21 protein-coding genes are annotated in these 24,146 nt (G+C 73.2%); 15 read left to right on the forward strand and 6 right to left on the reverse strand.

The genetic code is table 11. The features are described from left to right. Positions 1 to 5: 5 nt before the first annotated feature. The 5 genes from ABZ810_RS23265 (at position 6) to ABZ810_RS23285 (ending at position 7,516) form a co-directional block, all read left to right on the forward strand. Positions 6 to 1,040, forward strand: coding sequence for a hypothetical protein (locus ABZ810_RS23265; protein WP_358406315.1), 1,035 nt, complete (start codon positions 6 to 8; stop codon positions 1,038 to 1,040). Positions 1,041 to 1,050: 10 nt separating this feature from the next. Then, positions 1,051 to 2,664 (forward strand): lipid II flippase MurJ, encoded by a 1,614-nt coding sequence (locus tag ABZ810_RS23270; RefSeq protein WP_358406316.1) that lies wholly within the window; start codon positions 1,051 to 1,053, stop codon positions 2,662 to 2,664. Continuing rightward, positions 2,657 to 3,880 (forward strand): glycosyltransferase family 4 protein, encoded by a 1,224-nt coding sequence (locus tag ABZ810_RS23275; protein ID WP_358406318.1) that lies wholly within the window; start codon positions 2,657 to 2,659, stop codon positions 3,878 to 3,880. The genes ABZ810_RS23270 and ABZ810_RS23275 overlap by 8 nt, the downstream gene beginning before the upstream one ends. A 237-nt stretch (positions 3,881 to 4,117) precedes the next feature. Continuing rightward, on the forward strand, positions 4,118 to 5,188 hold the full coding sequence (locus ABZ810_RS23280; protein ID WP_358406320.1) for a TerC family protein: 1,071 nt from the start codon (positions 4,118 to 4,120) through the stop codon (positions 5,186 to 5,188). Positions 5,189 to 5,320: 132 nt separating this feature from the next. Further along, positions 5,321 to 7,516, forward strand: coding sequence for an acyl-CoA dehydrogenase (locus ABZ810_RS23285; protein WP_358406322.1), 2,196 nt, complete (start codon positions 5,321 to 5,323; stop codon positions 7,514 to 7,516). A 99-nt stretch (positions 7,517 to 7,615) separates the two neighbouring features. Here the strand turns inward: ABZ810_RS23285 and ABZ810_RS23290 are convergent, their stop codons facing one another. Beyond that, complete coding sequence (locus ABZ810_RS23290; protein WP_358406325.1) at positions 7,616 to 7,978, reverse strand: hypothetical protein; 363 nt, start codon at positions 7,976 to 7,978, stop codon at positions 7,616 to 7,618. Positions 7,979 to 8,125: 147 nt separating this feature from the next. Between ABZ810_RS23290 and ABZ810_RS23295 the strand changes: the two genes are divergently transcribed. The 3 genes from ABZ810_RS23295 (at position 8,126) to ABZ810_RS23305 (ending at position 10,924) form a co-directional block, all read left to right on the forward strand. Then, the gene (locus tag ABZ810_RS23295) at positions 8,126 to 8,548 is read left to right on the forward strand and encodes a hypothetical protein (protein WP_358406327.1); all 423 of its coding nucleotides are present in this window, start codon (positions 8,126 to 8,128) and stop codon (positions 8,546 to 8,548) included. A gap of 103 nt (positions 8,549 to 8,651) precedes the next feature. Continuing rightward, positions 8,652 to 9,530, forward strand: a complete 879-nt coding sequence (locus ABZ810_RS23300; RefSeq protein WP_358406330.1) for a MoxR family ATPase — start codon at positions 8,652 to 8,654, stop codon at positions 9,528 to 9,530. A 5-nt stretch (positions 9,531 to 9,535) separates the two neighbouring features. Further along, positions 9,536 to 10,924 (forward strand): VWA domain-containing protein, encoded by a 1,389-nt coding sequence (locus tag ABZ810_RS23305; RefSeq protein ID WP_358406333.1) that lies wholly within the window; start codon positions 9,536 to 9,538, stop codon positions 10,922 to 10,924. On the opposite strand, the gene ABZ810_RS23310 is transcribed toward ABZ810_RS23305, so the two are convergent. Beyond that, complete coding sequence (locus ABZ810_RS23310; protein ID WP_358406334.1) at positions 10,905 to 12,317, reverse strand: MFS transporter; 1,413 nt, start codon at positions 12,315 to 12,317, stop codon at positions 10,905 to 10,907. The two genes, ABZ810_RS23305 and ABZ810_RS23310, sit on opposite strands and share 20 nt — an antisense overlap. 98 nt (positions 12,318 to 12,415) lie before the next feature. On the opposite strand from ABZ810_RS23310, the gene ABZ810_RS23315 reads away from it, so the two are divergent. Then, complete coding sequence (locus tag ABZ810_RS23315) at positions 12,416 to 12,910, forward strand: helix-turn-helix domain-containing protein (protein ID WP_358406336.1); 495 nt, start codon at positions 12,416 to 12,418, stop codon at positions 12,908 to 12,910. 103 nt (positions 12,911 to 13,013) lie between these two features. Continuing rightward, complete coding sequence (locus ABZ810_RS23320) at positions 13,014 to 14,606, forward strand: adenylate/guanylate cyclase domain-containing protein (protein ID WP_358406338.1); 1,593 nt, start codon at positions 13,014 to 13,016, stop codon at positions 14,604 to 14,606. Between the two features lie 81 nt (positions 14,607 to 14,687). Here the strand turns inward: ABZ810_RS23320 and ABZ810_RS23325 are convergent, their stop codons facing one another. The 3 genes from ABZ810_RS23325 to ABZ810_RS23335 form a co-directional block, all read right to left on the reverse strand. Then, the gene (locus ABZ810_RS23325; RefSeq protein ID WP_358406341.1) at positions 14,688 to 15,488 is read right to left on the reverse strand and encodes a hypothetical protein; all 801 of its coding nucleotides are present in this window, start codon (positions 15,486 to 15,488) and stop codon (positions 14,688 to 14,690) included. Positions 15,489 to 15,704: 216 nt separating this feature from the next. Then, a complete protein-coding gene (locus tag ABZ810_RS23330) occupies positions 15,705 to 16,337 on the reverse strand; it encodes an MBL fold metallo-hydrolase (protein ID WP_358407047.1) in 633 nt (210 codons plus the stop codon). After that, the gene (locus ABZ810_RS23335) at positions 16,334 to 17,419 is read right to left on the reverse strand and encodes an S-(hydroxymethyl)mycothiol dehydrogenase (RefSeq protein WP_358406342.1); all 1,086 of its coding nucleotides are present in this window, start codon (positions 17,417 to 17,419) and stop codon (positions 16,334 to 16,336) included. The genes ABZ810_RS23330 and ABZ810_RS23335 overlap by 4 nt, the downstream gene beginning before the upstream one ends. A gap of 118 nt (positions 17,420 to 17,537) precedes the next feature. Between ABZ810_RS23335 and ABZ810_RS23340 the strand changes: the two genes are divergently transcribed. The 5 genes from ABZ810_RS23340 (at position 17,538) to ABZ810_RS23360 (ending at position 23,555) form a co-directional block, all read left to right on the forward strand. Next, a complete protein-coding gene (locus tag ABZ810_RS23340; RefSeq protein ID WP_358406344.1) occupies positions 17,538 to 19,046 on the forward strand; it encodes an MFS transporter in 1,509 nt (502 codons plus the stop codon). Positions 19,047 to 19,108: 62 nt separating this feature from the next. Further along, positions 19,109 to 19,669, forward strand: coding sequence for a hypothetical protein (locus ABZ810_RS23345; RefSeq protein WP_358406346.1), 561 nt, complete (start codon positions 19,109 to 19,111; stop codon positions 19,667 to 19,669). Next, complete coding sequence (locus ABZ810_RS23350) at positions 19,659 to 21,182, forward strand: carotenoid oxygenase family protein (protein WP_358406348.1); 1,524 nt, start codon at positions 19,659 to 19,661, stop codon at positions 21,180 to 21,182. The genes ABZ810_RS23345 and ABZ810_RS23350 overlap by 11 nt, the downstream gene beginning before the upstream one ends. Positions 21,183 to 21,212: 30 nt before the next feature. Beyond that, positions 21,213 to 22,163 carry a helix-turn-helix domain-containing protein gene (locus ABZ810_RS23355; RefSeq protein WP_358407050.1) on the forward strand — a complete coding sequence of 317 codons (951 nt, stop codon included), beginning with the start codon at positions 21,213 to 21,215 and terminating at the stop codon, positions 22,161 to 22,163. Between the two features lie 114 nt (positions 22,164 to 22,277). Then, positions 22,278 to 23,555: a hypothetical protein gene (locus ABZ810_RS23360; RefSeq protein ID WP_358406350.1), complete on the forward strand. Its 1,278-nt coding sequence runs from the start codon at positions 22,278 to 22,280 to the stop codon at positions 23,553 to 23,555. On the opposite strand, the gene ABZ810_RS23365 is transcribed toward ABZ810_RS23360, so the two are convergent. After that, positions 23,552 to 24,139 carry an AAA family ATPase gene (locus tag ABZ810_RS23365; RefSeq protein ID WP_358406352.1) on the reverse strand — a complete coding sequence of 196 codons (588 nt, stop codon included), beginning with the start codon at positions 24,137 to 24,139 and terminating at the stop codon, positions 23,552 to 23,554. The two genes, ABZ810_RS23360 and ABZ810_RS23365, sit on opposite strands and share 4 nt — an antisense overlap. Positions 24,140 to 24,146: the final 7 nt, after the last annotated feature.

Below are 24,146 nucleotides of genomic sequence, written 5' to 3' on the forward strand. Positions count from 1 at the left end.
CCGCGATGCGGAGACTGCTCATCGGGACCGCGCTCGGCGCCGCCGCGGGCCGTGCCGCCTACGTCGCGCTGACGCGCCGCCCGCCCGGCCTCAACGGGCTGCCCGGCGACGAGGTGTGGGGCCGCACCAACCACCGCGGTGAGCCCGTCACCCTGCTGGAGGGCCCGGCGTTCGTCGCCGGCGCCGCCGCGGGCGGGCTGCTGACCCCGGGCCTCGGCGGCCGCATGCGCGCCGCCGCGCTGATCGCCGGCCTCGGTTCCGGCGTTCTCGGCGGGTACGACGACCTGGCCGGCACGACCTCCTCGCGCGGCTTCAAGGGGCACCTGACCGCGCTCGCCCGCGGCGAGGTCACCAGCGGAGCGGTCAAGATCCTCGGCATCGGCGCCACCGGCCTGGCGGCCGCCGCGATCGCCGGGTCCGGCGCGCCCACCCGTACCGGCCGCGCGTTCGACACGCTGCTCAACGGCGCGATCGTGGCGGGCTCGGCCAACCTGATGAACCTGTTCGACCTGCGCCCCGGACGCGCGATCAAGGTCGGGCTGATCACCGGTGCTCCGCTGGCGCTCACCTCGTCCGGCGCCGCCGTGGTCGCCGCGCCGCTGGGCGCCGCCGCCGCGCTGCTCCCCGAAGACCTGGGCGAGCGCGCGATGCTGGGCGACACCGGCTCCAACGCGCTGGGCGCCCTGCTCGGGCTGGCCGCCACCCGGCTCGGCCGCGGGCCGCGCCTGGCGGTGTTCGCCGGGCTCGTCGGTCTCAACGCGGCCAGCGAGTACGTCAGCTTCACCAAGGTGATCAAGCAGACGCCGGCGCTCGACTGGATCGACATGCTCGGCCGCCGCCCGGTCGCGGCCCCCGCTCCGGCGCCCGCGGAGAGCGCGGGCACGGACGTGACGGGCACGGACACCGCGGACACGGACACCGCGGACACGGACACCGCGGACACGGACACCGCGGGCCTGGACACCGCGGGCTCGGACGCCCATGAGGCGGTGCCCGAGCCCCGCTCGACCTCGACGCGCGCCGGAGACCCCACGGTCTGACGGTCCCGCCTTGTCACCTTCTCTCCGCCGTCTCACCCGCGGCCTCGCGGGCGCCGCGGTCGTCATCGGGGTCATCACGGTCCTGTCGCGGCTCGCGGGGTTCGGCCGCACCTACATCTTCTCGCAGACGGTCACCACGTCCTGCCTGAGCCAGGCGTACTTCACCGCCACGCAGTTCCCGGCCATCGTGTACGAGATCGTGGCGGGCGGCGCGCTGGCCAGCATGGTGGTGCCCGTTCTGGCCGGCCCGGCCGAACGCGGCGACAAGGAGGCGGTGCGCCGGATCAGCTCGGCGCTGCTGACGTGGATCGTCCTGCTGATGGTGCCGCTGTCGCTGCTCATGGCACTGCTGGCCGGTCCGATCATGAACCTGATGGTCGGCGGCGACCTGGGCGGCTGCTCGCGTTCGGGCATCGTCTCGGTCGGCACCGACATGCTCGTGATCATGGCGCCGCAGATGATCATGTACGGGCTGGCGGTGGTGTTGTACGGGGTGCTCCAGTCGCACCGCAGGTTCGTGGCGCCCGCGCTCGCGCCGCTGATGTCCAGCCTGGTGGTCATCGGCGCCTACCTGCTGTACGAGCCGCTCGGCCGCGGTTACGAGAACGACCTGGAGAACCTGCCGCTGGACGCCGAGCTGGTGCTGGCCATCGGCACCGCGATGGGCGGCGTGGCGATGGCGGTCACGGCCGGGTTCGCCGCCTGGCGGCTGCGGCTGGGCCTGCGGCCGACGCTGAGCTTCCCCGACGGGGTGGCACGGCGCGTGCGCCGGCTCGCCATCGCGGGCCTGGCCACGGTCGCCGCCCAGCAGCTCTCGGCGCTGCTGGTCGTCCGGCTCAGCTACGAGGGCGTCGGCGGCGCGCTGGCCAACTACCAGTACGCCTGGGCCATCTACCTGCTGCCCTGGGCGATCCTCGCGGTGCCCATCGCCACCAGCGCGTTCCCGATGTTGTCGGCGCGCGTCAGCGAGGGCGACACCGCGCGCTTCGACCGGATCACCGCCGCGACCACCCGCGCGGTCATCCTGGTGTCGTGCGCCGGCATCGCCGCCCTGGCCGCGGTCGCGCTGCCCATCGCGGTGTTGTTCAACCCCGGGCTGGAGCTCCAGCAGGAGGTGCTCACCCGGGCGGTCCTGGCGTTCGCGCCCGGCCTGCTGGGGTACGGGCTGGTCGCCCATCTCGGGCGGGTGCTGTTCGCGTGCCGCCGCGGCAAGATGGGGGCGCTCGCCGTCGTGGCGGGCTGGCTCGTGGTCATGGTGGCCGATCTGGTGCTGGTGTTCTCGGCCGAACGGGGCTGGATCGTCGCCGCGCTCGGCCTGGGCAACACCATCGGCATGACCGTGGCGGGGATACTGCTGCTGGCGACGCTGGTCCGGGCGCGCGGGAGGGCGGCCGTCGGCGGTGTGCCGCGGGCGCTGGCCGCCGGGCTCGCCGGCGCCGCCGCCGGAGGCGCGGCCGGTTACGCGACCGCCGCCGCGCTCGGCACCGGGGGACAGCTGATGAACGTGGGAGTCGCCGCGCTGGCGGGCGTGGTGGCGGCCCTGGTGTTCCTGGTGGTCGCGTTCATGATCGACGGCCGGGATCTGCGGGCCGTACTCAGCCGGAGGGTGACGCGCAATGTCTGACGCGGGGCGAAGGTCCGAGACGGAGCTGAACGGGATGCGGGTGGCCCTGGTGCTCGGCACCAGTGCCGGCGGGGTGGGGCGCCATGTGCGGTCCGTCGCCGCCGGGCTGGCCGAGGCGGGTGCCCGCGTCCTGGTCTGCGGGCCCGCGTCGACCGAGGAGCTGTTCGGCTTCGGCGGCTCGGGCGTGCGCTTCACCGAGGTCGACCTCGCCGACCGGCCGCGCCCGCTGAACGACGCGCGGGCGGTCCGCAGGCTCCGGACCCTGCTGCGCGACGCCGACGTCGTGCACGCCCACGGCCTGCGCGCCGGCGCCCTGGTGGTGACCGCGTGCGTCCGGGTGGCGCCGGGGCCGCTGCGGTTCGCCAAGGGCGGCCCGCCGGTGGTCGTGACGCTGCACAACGCGGTGATCGCGGGAGGACGGACGGCGGCGGTCTACGGCGCGCTCGAGCGGCTCGTCGCGCGCGGAGCGGACCGGGTGCTGGGCGTCTCGCCCGATCTGGAGGAGCGGATGCGCGAGCTGGGCGCCCGTTCGGTCGGCCACGCCCTCGTTCCCGCTCCGGCGCCCGGAGCGCAACCAGGACCCGCCGCGCGGGCCGACATCCGCGGCGAGCTGGGCGTGGGGGACCGGCCCCTGATCGTCACGGTGGGCCGGCTCGCCGCCCAGAAGGGCCTGCCGACGCTCCTGGACGCCGCCGAGGGCTGGGGCCGGCGCACCCCGCCGCCGCTGGTCGCGATCGTCGGCGACGGCCCGCTGGAGGACGAGCTCGGCGCCCGGATCGACCGCGAGGACCTGCCGGTGCGGCTGCTCGGCCGGCGTCCGGACGTCCCGGAGCTGCTCGCGGCGGCCGACGTCGCCGTCGTGCCGAGCGTGTGGGAGGGGCAGCCGCTCATCGTCCAGGAGATCCTGCGGGCGGGCCGGCCGCTCGTCGCCACCCGGGTCGGCGGGATCCCCATGATGGTCGGCGCCGCGCCCGCCGGGCCCGCCAAGCCCGGTGATCCGGTCCTGCACGGCCCGGAGAGCGACGCCGCGCTCCTGGTGCCGCCCGGCGACCCCGCGGCCCTGGAGCGGGCCGTCAGCCGCGTCCTGGACGATCCCGGCCTCGCCGTGCGGCTCGGTGCCGCGGGCGCCCAGCGGGCCACCTCGCTGCCCACCGAGGCCGATGCGGTCGACCAGCTGGCCGCCCTCTACCTGGAACTGCGCCCCCAGACCCGCTGAACGCCACGAAAGGCCCTTAGACGGACAAACCGTCGGGGGAGTTCGGGCTTTCCGTAAAAAGTCCCCGGAGTCGGGAACCAGGTGATCGCCGCGGGCGTTGGACCAGATCAGTGGAGGGGAGTATCCCTGCGCGGCGGTCTCGTCAGCACGGTCGATCCATATCGGCCCGGGGCCGTCGGTCCAGCCAGCCCGGGCGGGAGAGACCTCCGGCGCTCTGCCATGCCGCCGGAGGTGTCAATGAACGTATCGCCATGGGTGTGGGGCCTGACCCTGATCGGGATCCTCGCCGTCATCACGATCGACCTGTTCTTGATCAACAGGGACGAGAGCAAGGAGTTCACCACCCGCAGGGCGGCCTTCTGGTCGACGATCTACATCGGCCTGGCGGTGGTCTTCGGCCTCGGGGTGTGGGTGTTCTCCGGCGGCCGGTACGCGGCCGAGTTCTTCGGCGGGTTCGTCACCGAGAAGAGCCTCAGCGTCGACAACCTCTTCGTCTTCATGGTGATCCTGACCAGGTTCGCCGTGCCCAAGAACGCCCAGCACAAGGTGCTCATGGTCGGCATCGTGATCGCGCTGATCCTGCGGGGCGTCTTCATCGCCGTCGGCGCGGCGGCCATCTCCCAGTTCACCTGGGTCTTCTTCATCTTCGGCGGCATCCTGATCTGGACCGCCATCGGCCTGGTCCGCGGTGACGACGAGGACGAGGTCAAGGAGAACCGGATGTTGCGCCTGGCCAAGCGCTACATCCGCACCACCGACGACTACGAGGGCCACAAGGTCGTCACCAGGCGGAACGGCCGGCGGATGTTCACGCCGCTGCTCATCGTGATGATCGCCATCGGCTCCACCGACGTGCTCTTCGCGCTCGACTCGATCCCGGCGATCTTCGGCCTCACCACCGAGCCCTACCTGGTCTTCACCGCCAACGCGTTCGCCCTGATGGGCCTGGTCCAGCTGTACTTCCTGCTGGGCGGGCTGGCCGAGCGGCTGGTCTACCTCAGCCACGGCCTGGCGTTCATCCTCGGCTTCATCGGCGTCAAGCTGGTCTTCCACGCCATGCACGAGTACGGCGTCTCGTGGGCGCCGGAGATCCCGATCTGGCTCTCGCTGTCGGTCATCGGCGGCACCCTGGTGGCGGTCACCGTCGCCAGCCTCGCCTCGCCCAAGAGGCCCGCCAAGGCGGCCGCGCCGGGGCATGGCCCCGCCGGTGTCCAAGATGGCGCCCAGGGTGACGGAAGCGGCGCGGGGGACACCCCGGCCAAGCGTTCCGGAGAGCAGTCCCCGACACTGGAGTCAGATTCGGTGTGACGGTTCGGGGTGAGAGTAAGGTCACTGCCGCACGGAACCAGAATCCTGTTCTAGAATTCTCGTCAACAGCGTTCTGAGCGCAGTGCCGCAGAGCTCTGTCCCTGAACAAGCGGTCGTGGGAGAAGGTGACGAATGGCCATCGGGCTGACTGAGGAGCATGAGGCGCTCGCGGATTCGGTGCGCGGGTTCGCCGAGCGCAACATTCCGGCGACGGTCGTACGAGCCGCACTGGAGGCGGACGAGGAGACCAGGCCGGCGTTCTGGTCGGCCCTCGCGGAGCAGGGCCTGCTGGGCCTGCACCTGGACGAGGAGCAGGGCGGCCAGGGATACGGCCTGCTCGAGCTGGCCGTGGTCGTGGAGGAGCTGGGCAGGGCCGCCGCGCCCGGCCCGTTCCTGCCGACCGTGCTGGCGAGCGCCGTGGTGAACGGGTCCGGCAACGCCAAGGCGCGCGCCGGGCTGCTGCCGGCGCTCGCCGACGGGAGCACGACCGCCGCGGTCGCGCTCACCGGTGAGCTGACCGGCCGCCGCGACGGCGACGCGCTGGTCGTCGGCGGCACCGCCGCGACCGTGCTCGGCGCCGGCCTCGCCGACGTGATCCTGCTGCCGGTGGCGACCGACGACGGCGAGCGGTGGGTGGCAGTCGACGCCGCCGGCCTGACGATCACGCGGGTCGAGAGCCTCGACAAGGTGCGCCGCGTCGCGTCCGTCGAGGTGCCCGAGGTCTCCGTCGCCGCCGACCGGGTGCTCGACGGCGTCACCACCGAGCGGGTGCGCGACCTGGCCGCCGCGCTGTTCGGCGCCGAGGCGGCCGGGCTGTCCGGCTGGCTGGTGTCGACGGCGGCCGAGTACGCCAAGGTGCGCGAGCAGTTCGGCCGCCCGATCGGCCAGTTCCAGGGCGTCAAGCACAAGGCGGCCCGGATGCTGATCGCCTCCGAGCAGGCCCGCGCCGCCGCCTGGGACGCCGCGCGCGCCCTCGACGAGGGCACGGCCGAGGCCCACTTCGCCGCCGCCGTGGCCGCGGTCGTCGCGGCCGACGCGGGTGTGCAGACCGCGCGCGACGCCATCCAGATCCTCGGCGGCATCGGCTTCACCTGGGAGCACGACGCGCACGTCTACCTGCGCCGCGCGCTGACCCTGCGCGCCCTGCTGGGCGGCGCCAAGGGCTGGGCGGCCACGGTCGCCGAGCTGGCCCTGGCGGGCGACCGTCGCGAGGTCGAGCTGGAGCTGGACGACGACACCCAGCCGCTGCGCGAGCGCATTCGCGACCAGATCGCCGAGCTCGCCGCGATCGAGGACAAGACCGAGCGCAACCGCCGGATGGGCGACGACGGCTGGACCGTCCCGCACTTCCCCGAGCCGTGGGGCCGCGGCGCCGGCCCGATCGAGCAGATCCTCATCCAGCAGGAGCTGCGGGCCGCCAAGGTCAAGGCGCCCAACCTCGTGATCGGCGCCTGGCTGGTGCCGTCCCTGGTCCGCTACGGCAGCGAGGAGCAGAAGGAACGTTTCCTGCGCCCGACGCTGCGCGGCGAGATGGTGTGGTGCCAGCTGTTCAGCGAGCCCGGCGCGGGCTCCGACCTGGCCTCGCTGTCGATGAGGGCCGAACGGGTCGAGGGCGGCTGGAAGCTCACCGGCCAGAAGATCTGGACCTCGGTCGCGCAGTTCGCGCAGTGGGGCTTCTGCATCGCGCGCACCGACCCGGACGCCCCCAAGCACGAGGGCATCACCTACTTCCTGGTCGACATGAAGGCCGAGGGCGTCGACGTCCGGCCGCTCAAGGAGCTCACCGGCGAGGCCATCTTCAACGAGGTGTTCCTCGACGAGGTCTTCGTCCCGGACGAGTGCGTGGTCGGCGAGGTCAACAAGGGCTGGCAGGTCGCCCGCAACACGCTCAGCAACGAGCGCGTGTCGTTGTCGACCGGCGGCGGCATGGGCATGGGCGTGCCCGAGCTGCTCGACTTCTTCAAGGGCAAGGAGCTGGACGCGGTCGCCACCGCCGAGGTCGGCAGGCTCGTCGCCCAGGGGCAGTCGATCGACCTGCTGGGCCTGCGCACCACCCTCAAGCAGCTGAACGGCGTCGAGCCGGGCGCGGAGGCGAGCGTGCGCAAGCTGCTCGGCGTCCAGTTCAACCAGGACGTCGCCGACTACTGCTGGGCGGCGCAGGGCGCGGCGGCGACCACCGAGGTGCCGATGACCGAGAGCGGCATCGTCGCCCGCGCGATGTTGTTCAGCCGGGCCATGACGATCTACGGAGGCACCACCGAGGTGCAGCTCAACATCATCGGTGAGCGCCTGCTGGGCCTGCCCCGCGACCCGGAGCCCGGGAAGTAGGCACGCGTGACCCGTCCCCGGCGTGGCCGGGCGCGATCCGAGGCCGCCGCGCGGTGGCCCCGAGCCGTCGCACGACGGCCGGCGGCCGCCGCGGCGCGGCTAGCCGCGCCGGGGACGCAACGCGTGCGCGATGTTGATCGCGACGATCGCGGTGCACACGATGAGCAGTCCGGGGATGCCGGCGTTCACCACCGCGATGGCGGTCAGCGGGATGGCCGCCACCAGCGAGATGATCGCCAGCGCCAGGTCGGCGCCGGTGCCCGGAGCGCGCCGCACGGGCAGGGACGGCGCGTACGGGGCGCCGGGGGCCGGGGCCGGGCGCGTGCCCATCCGGGCGTCCAGCGTCTGCTCGATCCGGTCCACGACCGTCTCGAGGAAGGCGTCGTCGTAGTCGGGGCCGAGCTCGCGACGGGCGGCGAGCGCCGCGGTCAGGTCGTCGCGCGGCACGCGTGGAGTCGTCATCCTTCGGTTATAAGCCGCCGGTCTATACACGGGCCTCCCTCCAGGGAACGAAACGTCACGTACCCCCCAGGGATGAGGCATGTCAGGGCCGGCGGCGCCGGTAAACTGCCGAATCCTTCCCATACCCTCCCGGAGGTCCACGTGGGCGTGCGGACCAGATCGACCCTGTCCCCGGCCGTCGCGGCCGCCCTGGCCGCGCTCGCCCTCGCCGGATGCGGCGGCGGCGAATCCGGGCACGGGGGCCCGGCCGCGGCCGACAGCGCGCCCCCGACCACCCTGGCCCCGCTGCCCCGGGTCGCCCCCGCCGAGGTCAAGCCGCTGGTCGGCCGGTGGAACGGGACACACCAGGACTACTTCCAGTTCAAGGCCGACGGGTCCGGAGTCTGGATCAAGGACAGGCAGCGACTCTGGAGCGGCCAGGTGATCCCGGAGAGCAAGGTCAAGTTCCGGTTCTCGTGGGAGGGCGGCGACCCCAAGGGCGCCTCCTACTGGGGCGCCGAGGTCAGCGCCGACGGCACCAAGATGACGTTCGCCGGCACCAACCAGGTCTACACGAAAGCGAAGGCATGAGAGAGCCGGAGGGACGCGGCGTCGCCTGGACCGAAGAGCGAGGCACGAGTGATGAGGGAAGGCGGCGCCAGAAGGCGCCCCGGAGGCGAACGGACAACACTGCATGAGCCTGCATCCTGATGCGCTCTTCATCTCGCCGGCCGACGTCGAGCGGCAGCTGGCGCATGTCGGCTACCTGACCGACGAGTCGATCGCCACCACGGTCTTCCTGGCGCAGGCGCTCGGCAAGCCGCTGCTCGTCGAGGGCCCGGCCGGCGTGGGCAAGACCGAGCTCGCCAAGGCCGTGGCCAAGGCCAGCGACGCCGAGCTGATCCGGTTGCAGTGCTACGAGGGCCTGGACGAGGCGCGCGCGCTGTACGAGTGGAACTACAAGAAGCAGCTGCTGCGCATCCAGGCGGCCCCGACCGACCAGGCCTGGGACTCCACCCACGACGACATCTTCACCGACGAGTTCCTGCTCGAACGCCCGCTGCTGGCCGCCATCCGCCGCAGGGGCAGCACCGTGCTGCTCATCGACGAGACCGACAAGGCCGACGTCGAGGTGGAGGGGCTGCTGCTGGAGGTGCTGTCGGACTTCCAGGTGACCATCCCCGAGCTCGGCACGGTCGCGGCGGTCCGCCGTCCGTTCGTCGTGCTCACCTCGAACGCCGCGCGCGAGCTGTCGGAGGCGCTCAAGCGCCGCTGCCTCTACCTGCACCTGGACTACCCGAAGCCCGAACGCGAACGCGACATCGTGCTCGCCCAGGTGCCGGGCGTCGAGGCGGAGCTGGCCGAGCAGCTGGTCCGCACGGTCAACACGCTGCGCGCGCTGGAGATCAAGAAGGCGCCGTCGATCGCCGAGACCATCGACTGGGCGCGCACGCTGCTGGCCCTCGGCATGGACGAGCTGGACGAGTCCGCCGTGGCCCGCACGCTCGGCGTCGTGCTCAAGCACGCCTCCGACCAGGAGCGCGCCACCAAGGAACTCGGGCTCAAGGGCTGACGCGCATGGCCTCCCTCGTCGACCGGCACACCGCGTTCGTGGCGGCGCTGCGCCAGGCCGGGCTGCCGGTGTCGGTCGCCGAAGGGCTGGACGCGGTCCGCGCGATGCAGGTCATCGACCTGGTCGAGCGCGAGTCGCTGCGCGCCGCCTACGCGGCCACGCTGGTCAAGCGGCCCGCGCACCGCAGGACCTTCGACACGCTCTTCGACCTGTGGTTCCCGGCCGCGCTGGGTGACGGCGCGGCGGCGCCCGAACGGCATCTGCGCACGCGCGAGCCGGGGGAGCGCCGGGTGCCGCCCGCGCTCGACCCGGAGGTGCGGGCGCGGCGCGAGGAGCTGTTCGAGCTGCTGCTGTCGGGCGACGACCCCGGGTTGCGGCAGTTCGCCCGTACGGCGGTCGCCGAGTACGGGCAGACGCCCGGCCAGGAGTCGTGGTTCTCCTCCGGCGTGCTGCGCGCGATGTCGCCCGAGACGCTCATGGCGGGCCTGCTCAACGCCGTGCTGACCGGGCAGGAACGCGGCGGCATGGCCGAGCAGGTCGCGCGGCGCACGTTCCGCGACCGCATCGCGCGTTTCGAGGACCTGGTCGCCACCGAGGTGCGGCGCCGGATCGCCGAGGACACCGGCGTCGAGCGGACCGCCCGGCTGGCCGTCCGGCCGCCGCTGGAACGGCTGGACTTCGCCGCCGCGACCCGCACCGACCTGGCGGCGCTGCGCCGCGAGGTGTACCCGCTCGCCCGCCGCCTGGCCTCGCGGCTGACGCAGAAGCAGCGGCTCGGCCACCGGGGCCGCCTCGACTTCCGCCGGACCATGCGGGCCTCGCTGGCGACCGGGGGAGTGCCGCTCACCACCCACCACCGCCCGCGCCGCCCGCACAAGCCCGAGCTGGTCATCCTGTGCGACGCCAGCGACTCGGTCTCGGCGTTCGCGCACTTCACGCTGCTGCTGACGTTCGCGCTGCGGGAGCAGTTCAGCAAGGTCCGCGCGTTCGCGTTCATCGACGCCACCGACGAGATCACCAAGTACTTCGCCCCCGGCACCGACGTGGTCGACGCGATGACGCGGATGGCCAGGGAGGCGGACCTGGTCTGGATCACCGGCCGCAGCAACTACGGCCACGCCATCAAGGTCTTCGACGACAGGTACGCCGACGCGATCACCTCCAGGACGTCGCTGCTCGTCCTCGGCGACGCCCGCTCCAACTACGGCGAGCTGTCGCTGCCGATCCTGCGGCGCATGGCGGACGTGGCGCGGCACGCGTACTGGCTCAACCCCGAGCCGCGCAACCAGTGGGACACCGGCGACTCGGCGGCGTCCGCCTACGGCGAGCTCGTGCCGATGTACGAGTGCCGCAACCTCGCCCAGCTCGCCGCGTTCATCGAAGAGCTGGCCTGACCTCCCGCTCGCGGATGACCGCGGCCAGCGCGGCTCCGGCGAGGGCCAGGGCGGCCGAGACGAGCAGGGCCAGGTTGGTGCCGTGCGTGAGCGCCCGCGCGGTGTCGGCGGTGTGCGCGTGGACGCCGCTCGTCGCGATCGTCACCACGATCGCGACGCCGAACGAGGCGCCGATGTAGCGGGCCGTGCTGCCCGCGCCCGACCCCATGCTCGCCCGGTCCGCGGGAACGCTCTCGACCGCCAGCCGGGCGAGCATCGCGTTCGCCAGCCCGCTCCCGACGCCCGCCACGAAGAGGCCCGGCACGAGCCGCCACCAGTGCGCGTCCGGGCTGAGGCCGAGCATGGCGAGATCGCCGAGCGCGCTCAGCAGCAGGCCGGTCGCGAGCAGATGCCGGGACGAGAACCGGGCGGGCAGCCGGTGCGCCCGCAACGCGGCGACGAACGACGTCCCCGACCAGATCCCCAGCACCAGCGACGCGGTGAGCGGGGTCAGCCCGAGCGCCAGGTCCATGACCGTGGCCAGGTAGCTCATGATGCCGATCACCGCCAGGCCGGTCACCAGCGCGCCGACCGCCGACAGCAGGAAGAGCGGGCGGCGGAAGAGCGCGAGGTCGAGCATCGGCTCCCGGCCGCGTGCCTGCGCGAGCACGAACGCGGCCAGCAGCAGCGCCGAGACCGCGAACAGCACGACGACCGCGGGCCGGGTCCAGCCCGTCCGGCCCAGCGTGATCGCGCTGAGCAGGGCCGCGACGCCGGCCGTCATGGTCACCAGGCCCGCGAGGTCGAGACCGCGCCGCCGGTCGGCGCGCGACTCCTCCAGCCAGGCCGCGCCGGCCACGGCCAGCAGGGCAGACGCGGCGAGCGTCGCCCAGTACCAGAGCCGCCAGCCGCCCAGCTCGCCCAGCCCGGCCGCGATGATCGGGCCGAGCGCGATGCCGAGGCCCAGCATGGCGCCCCAGAGCCCGGTGGCGCGGGCGCGCTCGTGCCCGGTGGGGAACGAGTGGCCGATGATGCCGAGGCCGGTCGTCAGCAGGGCCGCGCTGGCGGCGCCCTGGACGACCCGTCCGGCGATGAACACGCCCGCGTTCGGCGCCGCCGCGCACGCCGCGCTCGACAGGGCCAGCAGCGCCGCTCCGATCACGAACAGCCGCCTGCGCCCGTGGTCGTCGGCCAGGCTCCCGGCGGCGAGCAGGGCGGCCGCCAGGCCCAGGCTGATCGAGCCCATCACCCAGATCTGCGCCGAGGCGCCGGCGTGCAGCCCGGCGAGCGTGTCGGTGAGGACCGCCAGCAGGGCGGAGTAGTTCATCAGAGCCAGCAGGGTGGCCGCGGCGGGCAGGACGAGCGCCGCGGCGTTCGTGCTCAGACCGGCACGAGGGGAGGCGAGGGTCACCACGATCCAGCTCCAAGTTCGGTGAACGAACCAACTGTCGATCGAGACGCTAACACAGGATGGTTCGTTGACCGAACCCGAGGCGGGGTAGTCTTGCGGGCATGGCTCTCGGCAAGGACTACACCTCCCAGGACTGCTCGCTGGCGCGCGCTCTGGAGGTCGTGGGGGAGCGCTGGACGCTCCTGATCGTCCGCGACGCGTTCTATGGCGTCCGCCGCTTCAGCGACTTCCGCGCCCATCTGGACGTGCCCAAGGCGGTGCTCTCGGACCGGCTGCAGAAGCTCGTCGACGCGGGCGTCCTCGACAAGGAGGGGCACGAGTACGTCATGACCCCCATGGGCGCGGACCTGTGGCCGGTCGTGCACACCCTCGGGCGCTGGGGCGAGCGGCTGCACGGCTCGCTCCCGTACCGCCTGTTCTTCCACACCTCCTGCGGCACCCGCATCGAGGCCGACGGACGCTGCCCCGCCTGCGGCGAGCTCGTCGCCCCCCGCGACATCGAGCTGCGGCCCGGGGCCGGTTCCGAGCGCCGCGACGACCCCGTCAGCAAGCGCCTCCGCGAGCCCCACCGCATGCTGGAGCCCCTCCGCCCCTGAGGGCGGGCCCTGTGGCCCGGGTGGTGCCGGGGGTGCTGGCGAGGGGCCAGCGTTCGCCTGTGATGTGCGGAACACGGCATATGTGCAGATAATCTGCTCGCTCATGGAGACCGATGAGGCGGAGAACGCGGCGGCGCTGCCGCGGCGCGGCCTCCTCGGGCCCCTGTGGCGGTTCATCGACGGCGCGCCCGGCGACTCCCGGGCCCAGGTGGTGCGGCGCGCCCGGCTGCTGGTGACGGTCTCCACCGGCCTGGCCAACCTGGTCGGCGCGCTGGTCGTGCTGCTGTTCACGGTGATCGTCCCCAACCCGGACGGGCCCGTGTCGGCCCGCCTCCAGCTGATCAACTTCGCGGTCTTCACCGCGTACGTGGTGCTGGCGGTGCCGGTCGGCCTGGTGCTCGGCGAACGGTTCTTCCGCCGGGCCCGGCGGCTGGTCGAGCTGGACCGGGCGCCCGACAAGCGCGAACGGCTCCTGCTGCTCTACGGGCCGCTGCGCCTGATGGCCCTGCACCTGACGTTGTGGGGGATCGGCACGGTCGGCTGGGTGGTGATCAACGCCCCGTTCGACGCGCTGCTGGCGGTCAAGCTGGGCCTGACCAGCCTGCTCGGCGGCCTGACCACCTGCACCGTCGTCTACCTGCTGACCGAGCGGCTGCTGCGCCGGGCGGTGACCACCGCGCTGCGCACCGGGATGCCGCAGCACACCGGCCTGCCGGGCGTGGTGGCCCGGTCGGTGCTGGCCTGGGCGCTGGGCACCGCGGTGCCCATCCTCGGCCTGATCACGCTGGCGGTCGGCTCGTTCCTGCTGGCCCGGGTGACCGTACGGGACTTCGCGCTGGCCGTGCTGGCCCTCGGCGGCATCGCCCTGATCGTCGGCCTGGGCGTGACCTACGGCGCGGCACGGGCCATCGCCGACCCGGTCGAGTCGGTGCGGCTCGGCCTCGCCCGGGTCGAGCGCGGCGACCTCGACGTGGAGGTGCCCGTCTACGACGCCAGCGAGGTCGGGCTGCTGCAGGCGGGGTTCAACCACATGGCGGCGGGGCTGCGCGAGCACGCCCGGCTCCAGGACCTGTTCGGCCGCCAGGTGGGGGAGGACGTCGCGCGGGTCGCCCTCGAACGCGGCATCGACCTCGGCGGCGAGCTGCGCGAGGTCGCGGTGATCTTCGTGGACATCATCGGCTCCACCCGGCTGGCCGCCGACCGGCCGCCCACCGAGGTGGTCAAGCTCCTCAACGACTTCTTCGCGGTCGTGGTCGAGGTGATCGGCGACCACGGCGGCTGGATCAACAAGTTCGAGGGGGACGCGGCGCTGGCGATCTTCGGGGCGCCGCTGGCGCTGGAGGGCTCGTCCACCAGGGCCCTGGCCGCCGCGCGCGAACTGGCAGGCCGGCTGCGCGACGAGGTGCCCGCGTTGGCGGCGGCCGTCGGCGTCTCGGCGGGCGAGGCGGTGGCCGGGCACATCGGGGCCGAGGAGCGGTTCGAGTACACCGTCATCGGCGACCCGGTGAACGAGGCGGCCCGGCTCACCGATCTCGCCAAGTCGACCGCGGACCGCGTGCTGGCGTCCGGCACGGTCGTGGAGTCCGCCGACCCCGGCGAGGCCGCGCGGTGGTGGATCGGCGAGGAGGTGACGTTGCGCGGCAGGACCGTGGCGACCCGCCTGGCCGAGCCTCGCAGGGAGCCCGCGGACGAATAAAGGTCCGCGGGTGCGGTTGGGGGCGGCTCGTGCGCCCCTGCCCGCTCCGTCCCCGCCCGCTCCGTCCCCGCCCGCTCCGGGTCAGCGGGTGTAGAGCGTGGCGCCGTGGAGCTCGGTGTAGAACGGCGACTTGGTGAAGCCGGGCCCGGTCTCCTCGCCGATGTAGACGTCGGCGTGGTGCTCGCCGCCCCACCCGGGCCGGAAGACGTCGGTGACCTTCCACTCCACCGAACGGAACCGCGCGCACGTGCTCGCGCTGATCCGGCGCCCGGCGTCGTTCGTTCCGCAGTCGGTGATCAGGAACGAGCGGCCCCGTTCGATCACGTCCCGGTCGGCCGCCGCGGTGCTCCACGGCCGCAGCGGCCTGCCCGACGAGTCGCGGGTGGTGTCGTCCAGCCACCAGCCGACGCTGGACGACCAGTTGAGGTACCGGCCCCGCTGCGGCCCCCTGGTCAGCCGGCCCGCACCTTCGATCTTGACCCGGTCGAGGAACTCGGAGGCGTACGACCCGAGCGGCTCCTTGCCCCACTTGCAATGGAACCTCAGGCAGCCGCGCACCGCCTTGGGCTTGCCGCCGTGGTACTGCTCGACCAGCGTGTAGTAGACGGTGACCCGCCAGCGTCTCGGTTTGCCGACGGGCTCGCTGCCCGGGCCGGGGAGCAGCGGGGTGCGCGCCGCCCGGGGGGCCTCGGCTGGCGCCGACGTCATCGGCGCGGAGGGCGTGTACGGCGTCGAGGGCGAGGTGGCGGCGGCCGGCGGGATGGCGACCGGCGGCCCTTCGGCGGAGGCGTCGGGGCCGTTGCCGCACCCGGCGGTGGCGGTGGTGGCGGCGAGTGCGCCGATGGCGAGCAGGGTCGGGAGTGGCCGTGCTCTGCCCCGCATCGTGCCTCCCGTCCCTTCGGCGGCCCCTCAGCACCGACTGTGGACTCTATCCCGCCGCCCCGTCCCAGGTGTCCGGTTCGGTGGTCTCCCTCGGCGTACCGGTCACTGCGTGAGCCGGCCGGTGCGATCCTCGCCGGCCCCGGTGCGGATCAGGGCTGACCCCGAGCGGAGGCCGAGCGGGCCGGCCGGGACGGGCTCGGGCCGGTCGGAACGGGCTCAGTGGCCGCGGGCGATCCATTCGTCCAGATGCGGCGCCTCGCCGCCGATCGTCGTGCTGTCGCCGTGGCCCGTGCGCACGACCGTCTCCGGCGGGAGCGTCAGCAGCCTTTCCCGGATCGAGTCGATGATCGTCGGGAAGTCGGAGTAGGACCGGCCGGTGGCGCCGGGCCCGCCCTGGAAGAGCGTGTCGCCGGAGAAGACCGTGCCCAGGTCCGGCGCGTACAGGCACACCGCCCCGGGGCTGTGGCCCGGGGTGTGCAGCACGGTCAGCTCGATCCCGGCGACGGACACGACCTGGCCGTCGGCCAGCCTGCCGTTCGGCTCGATGCCCGGATGCCTCTGCTTCCACAACATCAGGTCGTCGGGGTGCAGCAGGACCGGGGCGCCCGTCCTCGCGGAGAGCGCGGGCGCCGCGTCGACGTGGTCGTCGTGACCGTGCGTGGAGACGATCGCCAGCAGGGTGCGGTCGCCCACGGCGGCGGCGATCGCGTCCGCGTCGTGCGCGGCGTCGATGACGATCGCCTCGGTGTCGTCGCCGACGATCCAGACGTTGTTGTCGACGTCCCAGGTGCCCCCGTCCAGAGAGAACGTGCCGGAGGTGACCAGGTGGTCGATGCGGGCCGCCATCAGAGGACCACCACCGAACGCAGGACGTCGCCGTGGTGCATCTTGTCGAACGCGGCCTCGACGCCGTCCAGCGGGATCGTCTCGGACACGAACGCGTCCAGGTCGAGCCGGCCCTGGAGGTAGAGGTCGATCAGCAGCGGGAAGTCGCGGCTGGGCAGGCAGTCGCCGTACCAGGAGGACTTGAGCGAGCCGCCGCGCCCGAAGACGTCGAGCAGGGGCAGCTCCAGCTTCATCTCCGGGGTGGGCACGCCGACCAGGACGACCGTGCCGGCCAGGTCGCGGGCGTAGAAGGCCTGCTTGTAGGTCTCCGGCCGGCCCACCGCCTCGATGACGACGTCGGCGCCGTTGCCGCCGGTCAGCTCTTGGACGGCCTCGACCACGTCGGCGTCCTTGGCGTTGACGGTGTGCGTGGCGCCCAGGCCGGTGGCGGCGGCCAGCTTCCGCTCGTCCAGGTCGATCGCGATGATCTTCGCGGCGCCGGCGAGACGGGCGCCGAGCACCGCGGCCGAGCCCACGCCGCCGCAGCCGATGACGGCCACGCTGTCGCCGCGGCCGACGTCGCCGGTGTTGATCGCCGCGCCGATGCCCGCCATGACGCCGCAGCCCAGCAGTCCCGCGGCGGCGGGGGAGGCGGCCGGGTCGACCTTGGTGCACTGGCCGGCCGCGACGAGCGTCTTGTCGGCGAACGCGCCGATGCCGAGGGCGGGGGACAGCTCGGTGCCGTCCGCCAGCGTCATCTTCTGCTTGGCGTTGTGGGTGTTGAAGCAGTACCAGGGGCGTCCGCGCAGGCAGGCCCGGCACTGGCCGCAGACCGCGCGCCAGTTGAGGATGACGAAGTCGCCCGGCTCGACCTCGGTGACGCCGGCGCCGACCGACTCGACGATCCCGGCGGCCTCATGGCCCAGCAGGAACGGGAACTCGTCGTTGATGCCGCCCTCGCGGTAGTGCAGGTCGGTGTGACAGACCCCGCAGGCCTGGATCTGGACGACCGCCTCGCCCGGTCCCGGATCCGGGACCGTGATCGTCTCGATCCGCACCGGCTCGCCCTTGCCCGGCGCGATGACTCCACGTACCTGCTGCCCCATTTGCTGCCGCCTCTCGTCGGGTACACGCCCGGTCCCGACCCTACCGACCCGGACGTGTGGGAACGTTCCAGGGAGGGAAGATCACCGATCAGGCCCCCGATCCGATCGGGGGTGGCGCATGGACGGCGGCGGGCGGCGCTGGGCCGTGCTCGCGGTGTTGTCGGGCAGCCTGCTGATCATCGCGATGGACGCGACGATCCTGAACGTGGCGTTCCCCTCGCTCGTCGAGGACCTGCGCCCGAGCTCGGTCGAGCAGCTCTGGATCATCGACGCGTACGCGCTGGTGCTCTCCGGGCTGCTGATCACCGCGGGCGCGCTGGGCGACCGCTGGGGACGGCGCCGGCTGCTGGTCCTCGGCTTCGTGATCTTCGCGCTGGCCTCGCTGCTGGCCGTCGCGGCGCACGCGCCCTGGGTCGTGATCGTGGCCCGGGCGCTGCTCGGCGTCGGCGGCGCCGCGATCATGCCGGCCACGATCTCCATCCTGCGGGTGGTCTTCACCGACCCGCGCGAACGGGCCATCGCCTACAGCGTCTGGACGGCCGTCATCGGCGCCGGCATGGCCCTGGGCCCGCTGGTCGGCGGCCTGGTCGTGCAGATGTACTCCTGGGAGGCGGCCTTCCTGCTGAACGTGCCGGTCGCCGTCGTGTGCGTCGCGCTGACGCTCTGGCTGGTGCCCGAGTCGACCAGCCCGCGCGAGGGGCGCTGGGACTGGTGGGGCGTCGGCCAGTCCATGATCGGGATGTTCGCCCTGGCGGGCGGGATCAAGCTGGTCGGCGGGCATGACGTACCGCTGGGCCTGGGCCTGCTGCTGGTGGCGGCCGTCGCGCTGACCGTCTTCGTCCGGCGCCAGCTGCGGATCGCGAACCCGCTGCTCCAGGTGCGGATGTTCGGCAACCGGGTCTTCAGCGTCTCGGCGGTGTCGATCTTCCTGGGCATGATGGCGCTGGGCGCGGTGCTCTTCCTGCTCAGCCAGTGGTTCCAGTACGCGCAGGGCCTGTCGCCGTTCCAGGCCGGGCTGCGCCTGCTGCCCGCACCCGTCGCGCTGATCGTCGCGCCGCTGTTCACGCCGCGCCTGCTCGACCGGTTCCCGGTCGGCGCCGTGCTGGGGGCGGGCATGCTGCTGGCGGCCGTGGGCATGGCGGTGCCCTGGATCGCCGACGTGGCCGGGAACCTGCGCTACGTGGAGGTCGCGGTCGCGCTGGTCTGCCTCGGCGTCGGGTTCGGGATCGCCGCGACGGCCGCCTCGGTGTCGCTGCTGTCCTCGTCCCCGCAGGAGGAGGCGGGCGGGGCCGCCGCCGTCGAGGAGATCTCCTACGAGCTCGGCGGCGCGATGGGGGTCGCGGCGATCGGAAGCCTCGCCCACGTCCTCTACTACCGGGCGGTGCCCGCCCTGGGCCTGCCGGGCGGGCTCGACGCCAAGGTGCGCGACTCGATCGGCGAGGCGGCCGTCGTCGCCCACGAGATGGGCGGCGCGGCCGCCGCGCGGATCCTCGCGGTGTCCTCCCGGGCCTTCACCGAGTCGCTCGGCACGGCCTGCCTGGCGGCGGCCGTCCTGCTCGTCCTGTCGGGCCTGGTCGGCTGGCGCCTCATCCCGCGCGGCTTCCGCCCGACCGAGTCCGGGCACTGACCCCCGCGTTCGACACCCATCGGCCCTTCGCGAGTAACTCTGTTAGTTGTAGCATCGCGACCATGAACGTGTGGGTGCTGGGCGGCCATCAGACCGACTTCGCGCGCGACTGGGCGCGGGCGGGCCTGGAGTTCTCCGATCTCGTGGGGGAGGTGGTCGAGGGCACGCTGGCCGACGCGGGCGTGGGCCCCGAGGACGTCGAGGTCGTTCACGTGGGGAACGCCTTCGGGCAGCTCTTCACCGGGCAGGGACAGCTCGGGGGCATGCCCGCCACGGTGAACGAGGGGTTGTGGGGCGTCCCCTCGTCCCGGCACGAGGCGGCGTGCGCGTCGGGCGGGATCGCCGTTCTGGCGGCGATGGCCGACCTCGAGGCGGGGCGTTACGACTGCGCGCTGGTCGTGGGCGTGGAGCTGGAGAAGACGGTGCCCGGCGACGAGGCGGCGCGGCACCTGGGGGCGGCGGCGTGGATCGGGCACGAGGGGCAGGACGCCACGTTCATGTGGCCGTACATGTTCAACGAGCTGATCGGGGAGTACCAGCGGCGGTACGGGATCGACGACCGGCACCTCCAGGCGATCTCCGAGCTGAACATCCGCAACGCCAAGGCCAACGATGGACGTTGAGATCGTGGGCCGGGCCCTGTCGACCCTGCCGCAGGACGACGACCACCCGTACCGGACGGGCCCGTGGCGGCCGCAGACCACCGAGTGGCGGGCCGACGACCTGGAGGTCGTCGAGGGGGAGATCCCGGCCGACCTGGACGGGGTCTACCTGCGCAACACCGAGAACCCCGTGCACCCGGCGATCAGGCTCTACCACCCGTTCGACGGCGACGGCATGGTGCACGTCGTGGGCTTCCGCGACGGCAAGGCGTTCTACCGCAACCGGTTCGTGCGGACCGACGGGTTCCTGGCCGAGCAGGAGGCGGGGGAGCCGCTCTGGGCGGGCATCGCCGACCGGCCCGCGCTGTCCAAGCGGCAGGACGGGTGGGGCGCGCGGACGAGGATGAAGGACGCGTCCAGCACCGACATCGTCGTGCACAACGGCGCGGCGCTGAGCAGCTTCTGGCAGTGCGGCGACCTCTACCGGCTCGACCCGCTGACCCTGGAGACGACGGGCAAGGCGACCTGGGGCGGCGGCTTCCCGTCCGACTGGGGGGTGTCGGCGCATACCAAGACCGACGACCACACGGGCGAGCTGCTGTTCTTCAGCTACGCGACCGAGGCGCCCTACCTGCGGTACGGGGTGGTCGACGGAGACGACAGGCTGGCGCACTTCGTGGACGTGCCGCTGCCGGGCGCGCGGCTGCCGCACGACATGGCGTTCACCGACAACTACGCCATCCTCAACGACTTCCCGCTGTTCTGGGAGCCGGAACTGCTCGCCCAGGGCAAGTACGCCTCGCGCTTCCATCAGGACATGCCGAGCCGGTTCGGGGTGATCCCGCGGCGCGGCGACAGCTCGCAGATCCGCTGGTTCGAGGCCGACCCGACGTACGTGCTGCACTTCACCAACGCCTACGAGGACGGCGACGAGATCGTCCTCGACGGCTTCTACCAGGGCTGCCCGGAGCCTCCCGACCCCAAGGGGGAGGGCATCTACCAGCGCATGTTCCGGTTCCTGGCGCTGGAGCGCATGCAGACGCACCTGCACCGGTGGCGGCTCGACCTGGCGACGGGCCGGGTCAAGGAGGAACGGCTCAGCGAGAGTTTCACCGAGTTCGGGATGATCAACCCGGCGAACGGCGGGCGGCCGTACCGCTACACCTACGCGGCCACCCAGAAGCCCGGCTGGTTCCTGTTCGACGGGATCGTCAAGCACGACCTGGCCACCGGCGCGGAGGAGCGGTACGCGCTGCCCGAGGGCGTCTACGGCAGCGAGACGGCCATGGCCCCGAGGGCGGGAGGGGCCGGTGAGGACGACGGCTATCTGATTACATTGACGACGGACATGAACACCGATCGTTCCGAATGCCTGGTGTTCGACGCCGCGCGCCTCACGGACGGGCCGCTGGCCCGGGTCCGGCTCCCCGAACGTGTCTCCAGCGGCACCCACGCGGCGTGGGCGGCCGGCTCGGCGCTGCCGGGCTGGCGCGACCGCGACGCGCGGGAGGCCCCGGAGGCGATCGGGCTCTAGGCGCGGGAGAGGGAGACGGGCTTGGACGAGGTGACGCCGACCCGCCTGCGTGCGGGCGGCGAGAACGCCGTCGGCGTCACCATGGGCCTGATCGGGGACGAGTGGACGCTGCTCATCCTGCGCTACGCCCATCAGGGCGTGCGGCGGTACGCCGACTGGCGCGAGCGGCTGGCCATCTCCGACTCGGTGTTGTCGGCGAGGCTGTCCCTGCTCACCCGGACGGGCCTGCTGGCCCGCGACGCCTACCAGGCCCGGCCGACCCGGTACGAATACCGGCTGACCGCGCGCGGACGCGAGGTCTGGCCGATCCTGGTGGCGATCTGGGCGTGGGAGTACCGGTGGGTGGCCGGGCACGCCGGCCGCCTGCCCTGGATGCGGCACCGCGCCTGCGGCCGGCACATGGAGCCGCTCATGGCGTGCGCGGCCTGCGGGGAGGCCGTGCGGCCGCGCGACGTGCGCAGCGAGGTGGGTCCCAGCGGCGGCGAGGGCCGTTCGGTGCCGGCCGCCGCGACGCGCCGCCGCCCGGTGCCCGGCACCCCGGCCGGGGCCGGGTTGTTCCCCGAGACCATGGCGCTGATCGGCAACCGGTGGTCGGTGATGTTGCTGGGCGCCGCGTTCCTCGGCGCCCGGCGTTTCGGCGACTTCCAGCAGATGCTGGGGGCGCCGCCGACGATGGTGGCCGACCGGCTCCGCACGTTCGTCGAGCTCGGGGTGCTGTCCGCCGGGCCGAGCGCCGACCGGGCCGACTGGATCTCCTACCGGCTCACCGACAAGGGCCGCGCCTTCTTCCCGGTGGTCATGACGGCGATCGGCTGGGGCCAGCGCTGGTTCGACGCGCCCGACGGGCCGGCGCTGGTGTCGGTGCACCGCGGCTGCGGCGCCGCGTTCGAGCCGTGCCTGGTCTGCGACCACTGCGGCGGGACGTTGCGGGAGAACGACGTCGTCGTCGAGGACGTCTCGCTCTCAGGTACCACCGGCTAGATCACCGGTAGCAGCGGGCGGTTCACCAGGCCGGGCGATGCGGGTCCGATGCGCCGCCGAACAGGCTGGGGGCACATTGACACTCCCCGAAAGGGATTCGTTATGGCCCACCCCATGACCCGTTTCACCGCCGTGACCGCGGCCGTGGCCACCGGGGCGGCGCTGGCCGGCGGCTCCGCCGCCGCTGCCGTCCAGGCCGCCGCCCCCGCGGCCCCTGCCGCCCCCGGAACCGCCCCGATCGTCCAGGGCGAGCTGGTGTCCGCCGAATACCTGCGCGGCATGACGGCCCAGGGCACGCGCACCTGGCTGGCCGGCGACGGCTTCTCCGCCGGGTCCGTACGTTACGGAGTCGACACGTACCGGCTGGTCTACCGCACCGTCGACGACCGTGGCCGGCCGACCACGGCCAGTGGCCTGCTGGTGCTGCCGCGCAACGACGCCCGGCGCCTGCGGACCGTTTCGTTCACCCACGGCACCTCCAGTTACAAGCCGGAGGCGCCGTCCACCGACCCCGAGGTGTGGAGCCAGGGACCGGCGGTGACCTACGGCTCGGCCGGTTTCGCCGCGGTGGCGCCCGACTACCTGGGACTCGGCCTCGGACCCGGCATGCACCCGTGGAAGGACGTGCCGTCCGAGACGACCGCCGCTTTGGACCTGTTGCGGGCCGCCAAGCAGTTCGTCCCGCGGACGGGACGCGCGCTGGACCGCCAGGTGATGGCCACCGGGTTCTCGCAGGGCGCCTCGCCCGCGCTGGGCCTGGCGCGGGCCCTCCAGGAGGGGCGGGACCCGTGGTTCCGCATCAGGGCGGTCGCCCCGATCGCCGGAGGCTACGACTTCAGGGGCGCCCAGATCCCAACGATGATCGGCGACGAGGGCATCCCGCGGAGGTACCGCGACGAGCTGGAGAAGAAGGTGTCCGTCGCCTACGTCGCCTACCTCCTCACCTCCTGGAACCGGCAGCACGGGCTCTACGCGGCGCCCGGCGAGGTCTTCAAGGAGCGCTACGCCGGCCGCGTGGAGAAGTTCTTCGACGGCTCGACGCCCGGGCAGGAGATGCTCCAGGGGCTGCCGGGCTCGCTCGACGAACTGCTGACCGGGAAGGGGTTCGAGCTGCTGCGCAAGCCCGGCGGCTCGTTCGCGCGGGCGCTGACGGTGGACGGCGAGGTCTGCACGGCCTGGACGCCGCGCGTCCCGATCCGGCTCTACAAGATCAGCAAGGACGAGCAGGCCACGACCCTCAACACCGACCACTGCAAGGTCGCGCTCAGCGCGCGCGGCGTGGACGTGCCGGTGGTGGATCTCGGCGACCGCACGTACGGGGGCTCCCGGCACCTCGGCGCCAACCTGGCGGGCACCGCCCAGGCCGTCCGCTGGTTCGGCGGGCTCCGCTAGGCCTCGTCGAAGCGGATGGCCTTGAGCCGGTCGGCGGCGGCGCGGTCGAGAACCGTGACGCCGTCGGCCGGCGGGACCGCGCCGGTCCGGGCCTGCGCCATCAGCGGCCGCCACCGGCGCACGTGCCGCGCGAACACCGACGTCGTGACGACCCGGCCGCGGGCCACCTGGCCCGCCCGCGCGGTCCTGGCGTCCACGTCCAGCAGGATCAGGTGGACCTCGCCGCCGTGCCGCCGCGTCATGCGGGCGAAGCCGCGCAGGATGTGCGGCCAGGTGCCGCGGGTGTGGGCGACGACGGTGTGCCCCTGGCGGATCGCGCGGGCGATGCGCCACACGTGGGTGGTGTGCACCAGGGGGACACGGGCGCGCGCGGGAAGGGGGCCGAGGAAGCGGGCCCACCAGCTGCGGGCCTGCCGTGAGTCGATCACCCGCACGTCGCCGGAGATCACCGGCAGCGTCTCGTCGCCGCGCAGCCCGTACAGGCGGTCCAGCAGGGTGCTCTTGCCCGCGCCGGGGAGCCCGGCGACGAGCACCAGCGATCCGGCCGGATAGCGAAGCTCGGTGACCTGTGCGGAGGCGGCCATCTCGTTG

Origin of the sequence: Spirillospora sp. NPDC047279, assembly GCF_040643285.1 — a bacterium.
GTDB lineage: Bacteria > Actinomycetota > Actinomycetes > Streptosporangiales > Streptosporangiaceae > Spirillospora.

Coding starts and splice junctions, on each gene's coding strand:
- ABZ810_RS23285 (WP_358406322.1), top strand. CDS start 5,321: ATGGCCATCGGGCTGACTGAGGAGCATGAGGCGCTCGCGGATTCGGTG.
- ABZ810_RS23315 (WP_358406336.1), top strand. CDS start 12,416: ATGGCTCTCGGCAAGGACTACACCTCCCAGGACTGCTCGCTGGCGCGC.
- ABZ810_RS23350 (WP_358406348.1), top strand. CDS start 19,659: ATGGACGTTGAGATCGTGGGCCGGGCCCTGTCGACCCTGCCGCAGGAC.
- ABZ810_RS23280 (WP_358406320.1), top strand. CDS start 4,118: ATGAACGTATCGCCATGGGTGTGGGGCCTGACCCTGATCGGGATCCTC.
- ABZ810_RS23360 (WP_358406350.1), top strand. CDS start 22,278: ATGACCCGTTTCACCGCCGTGACCGCGGCCGTGGCCACCGGGGCGGCG.
- ABZ810_RS23335 (WP_358406342.1), bottom strand. CDS start 17,419: ATGGGGCAGCAGGTACGTGGAGTCATCGCGCCGGGCAAGGGCGAGCCG.
- ABZ810_RS23275 (WP_358406318.1), top strand. CDS start 2,657: ATGTCTGACGCGGGGCGAAGGTCCGAGACGGAGCTGAACGGGATGCGG.
- ABZ810_RS23340 (WP_358406344.1), top strand. CDS start 17,538: ATGGACGGCGGCGGGCGGCGCTGGGCCGTGCTCGCGGTGTTGTCGGGC.
- ABZ810_RS23300 (WP_358406330.1), top strand. CDS start 8,652: ATGAGCCTGCATCCTGATGCGCTCTTCATCTCGCCGGCCGACGTCGAG.
- ABZ810_RS23290 (WP_358406325.1), bottom strand. CDS start 7,978: ATGACGACTCCACGCGTGCCGCGCGACGACCTGACCGCGGCGCTCGCC.
- ABZ810_RS23265 (WP_358406315.1), top strand. CDS start 6: ATGCGGAGACTGCTCATCGGGACCGCGCTCGGCGCCGCCGCGGGCCGT.
- ABZ810_RS23325 (WP_358406341.1), bottom strand. CDS start 15,488: ATGCGGGGCAGAGCACGGCCACTCCCGACCCTGCTCGCCATCGGCGCA.
- ABZ810_RS23305 (WP_358406333.1), top strand. CDS start 9,536: ATGGCCTCCCTCGTCGACCGGCACACCGCGTTCGTGGCGGCGCTGCGC.
- ABZ810_RS23345 (WP_358406346.1), top strand. CDS start 19,109: ATGAACGTGTGGGTGCTGGGCGGCCATCAGACCGACTTCGCGCGCGAC.
- ABZ810_RS23365 (WP_358406352.1), bottom strand. CDS start 24,139: ATGGCCGCCTCCGCACAGGTCACCGAGCTTCGCTATCCGGCCGGATCG.
- ABZ810_RS23320 (WP_358406338.1), top strand. CDS start 13,014: ATGGAGACCGATGAGGCGGAGAACGCGGCGGCGCTGCCGCGGCGCGGC.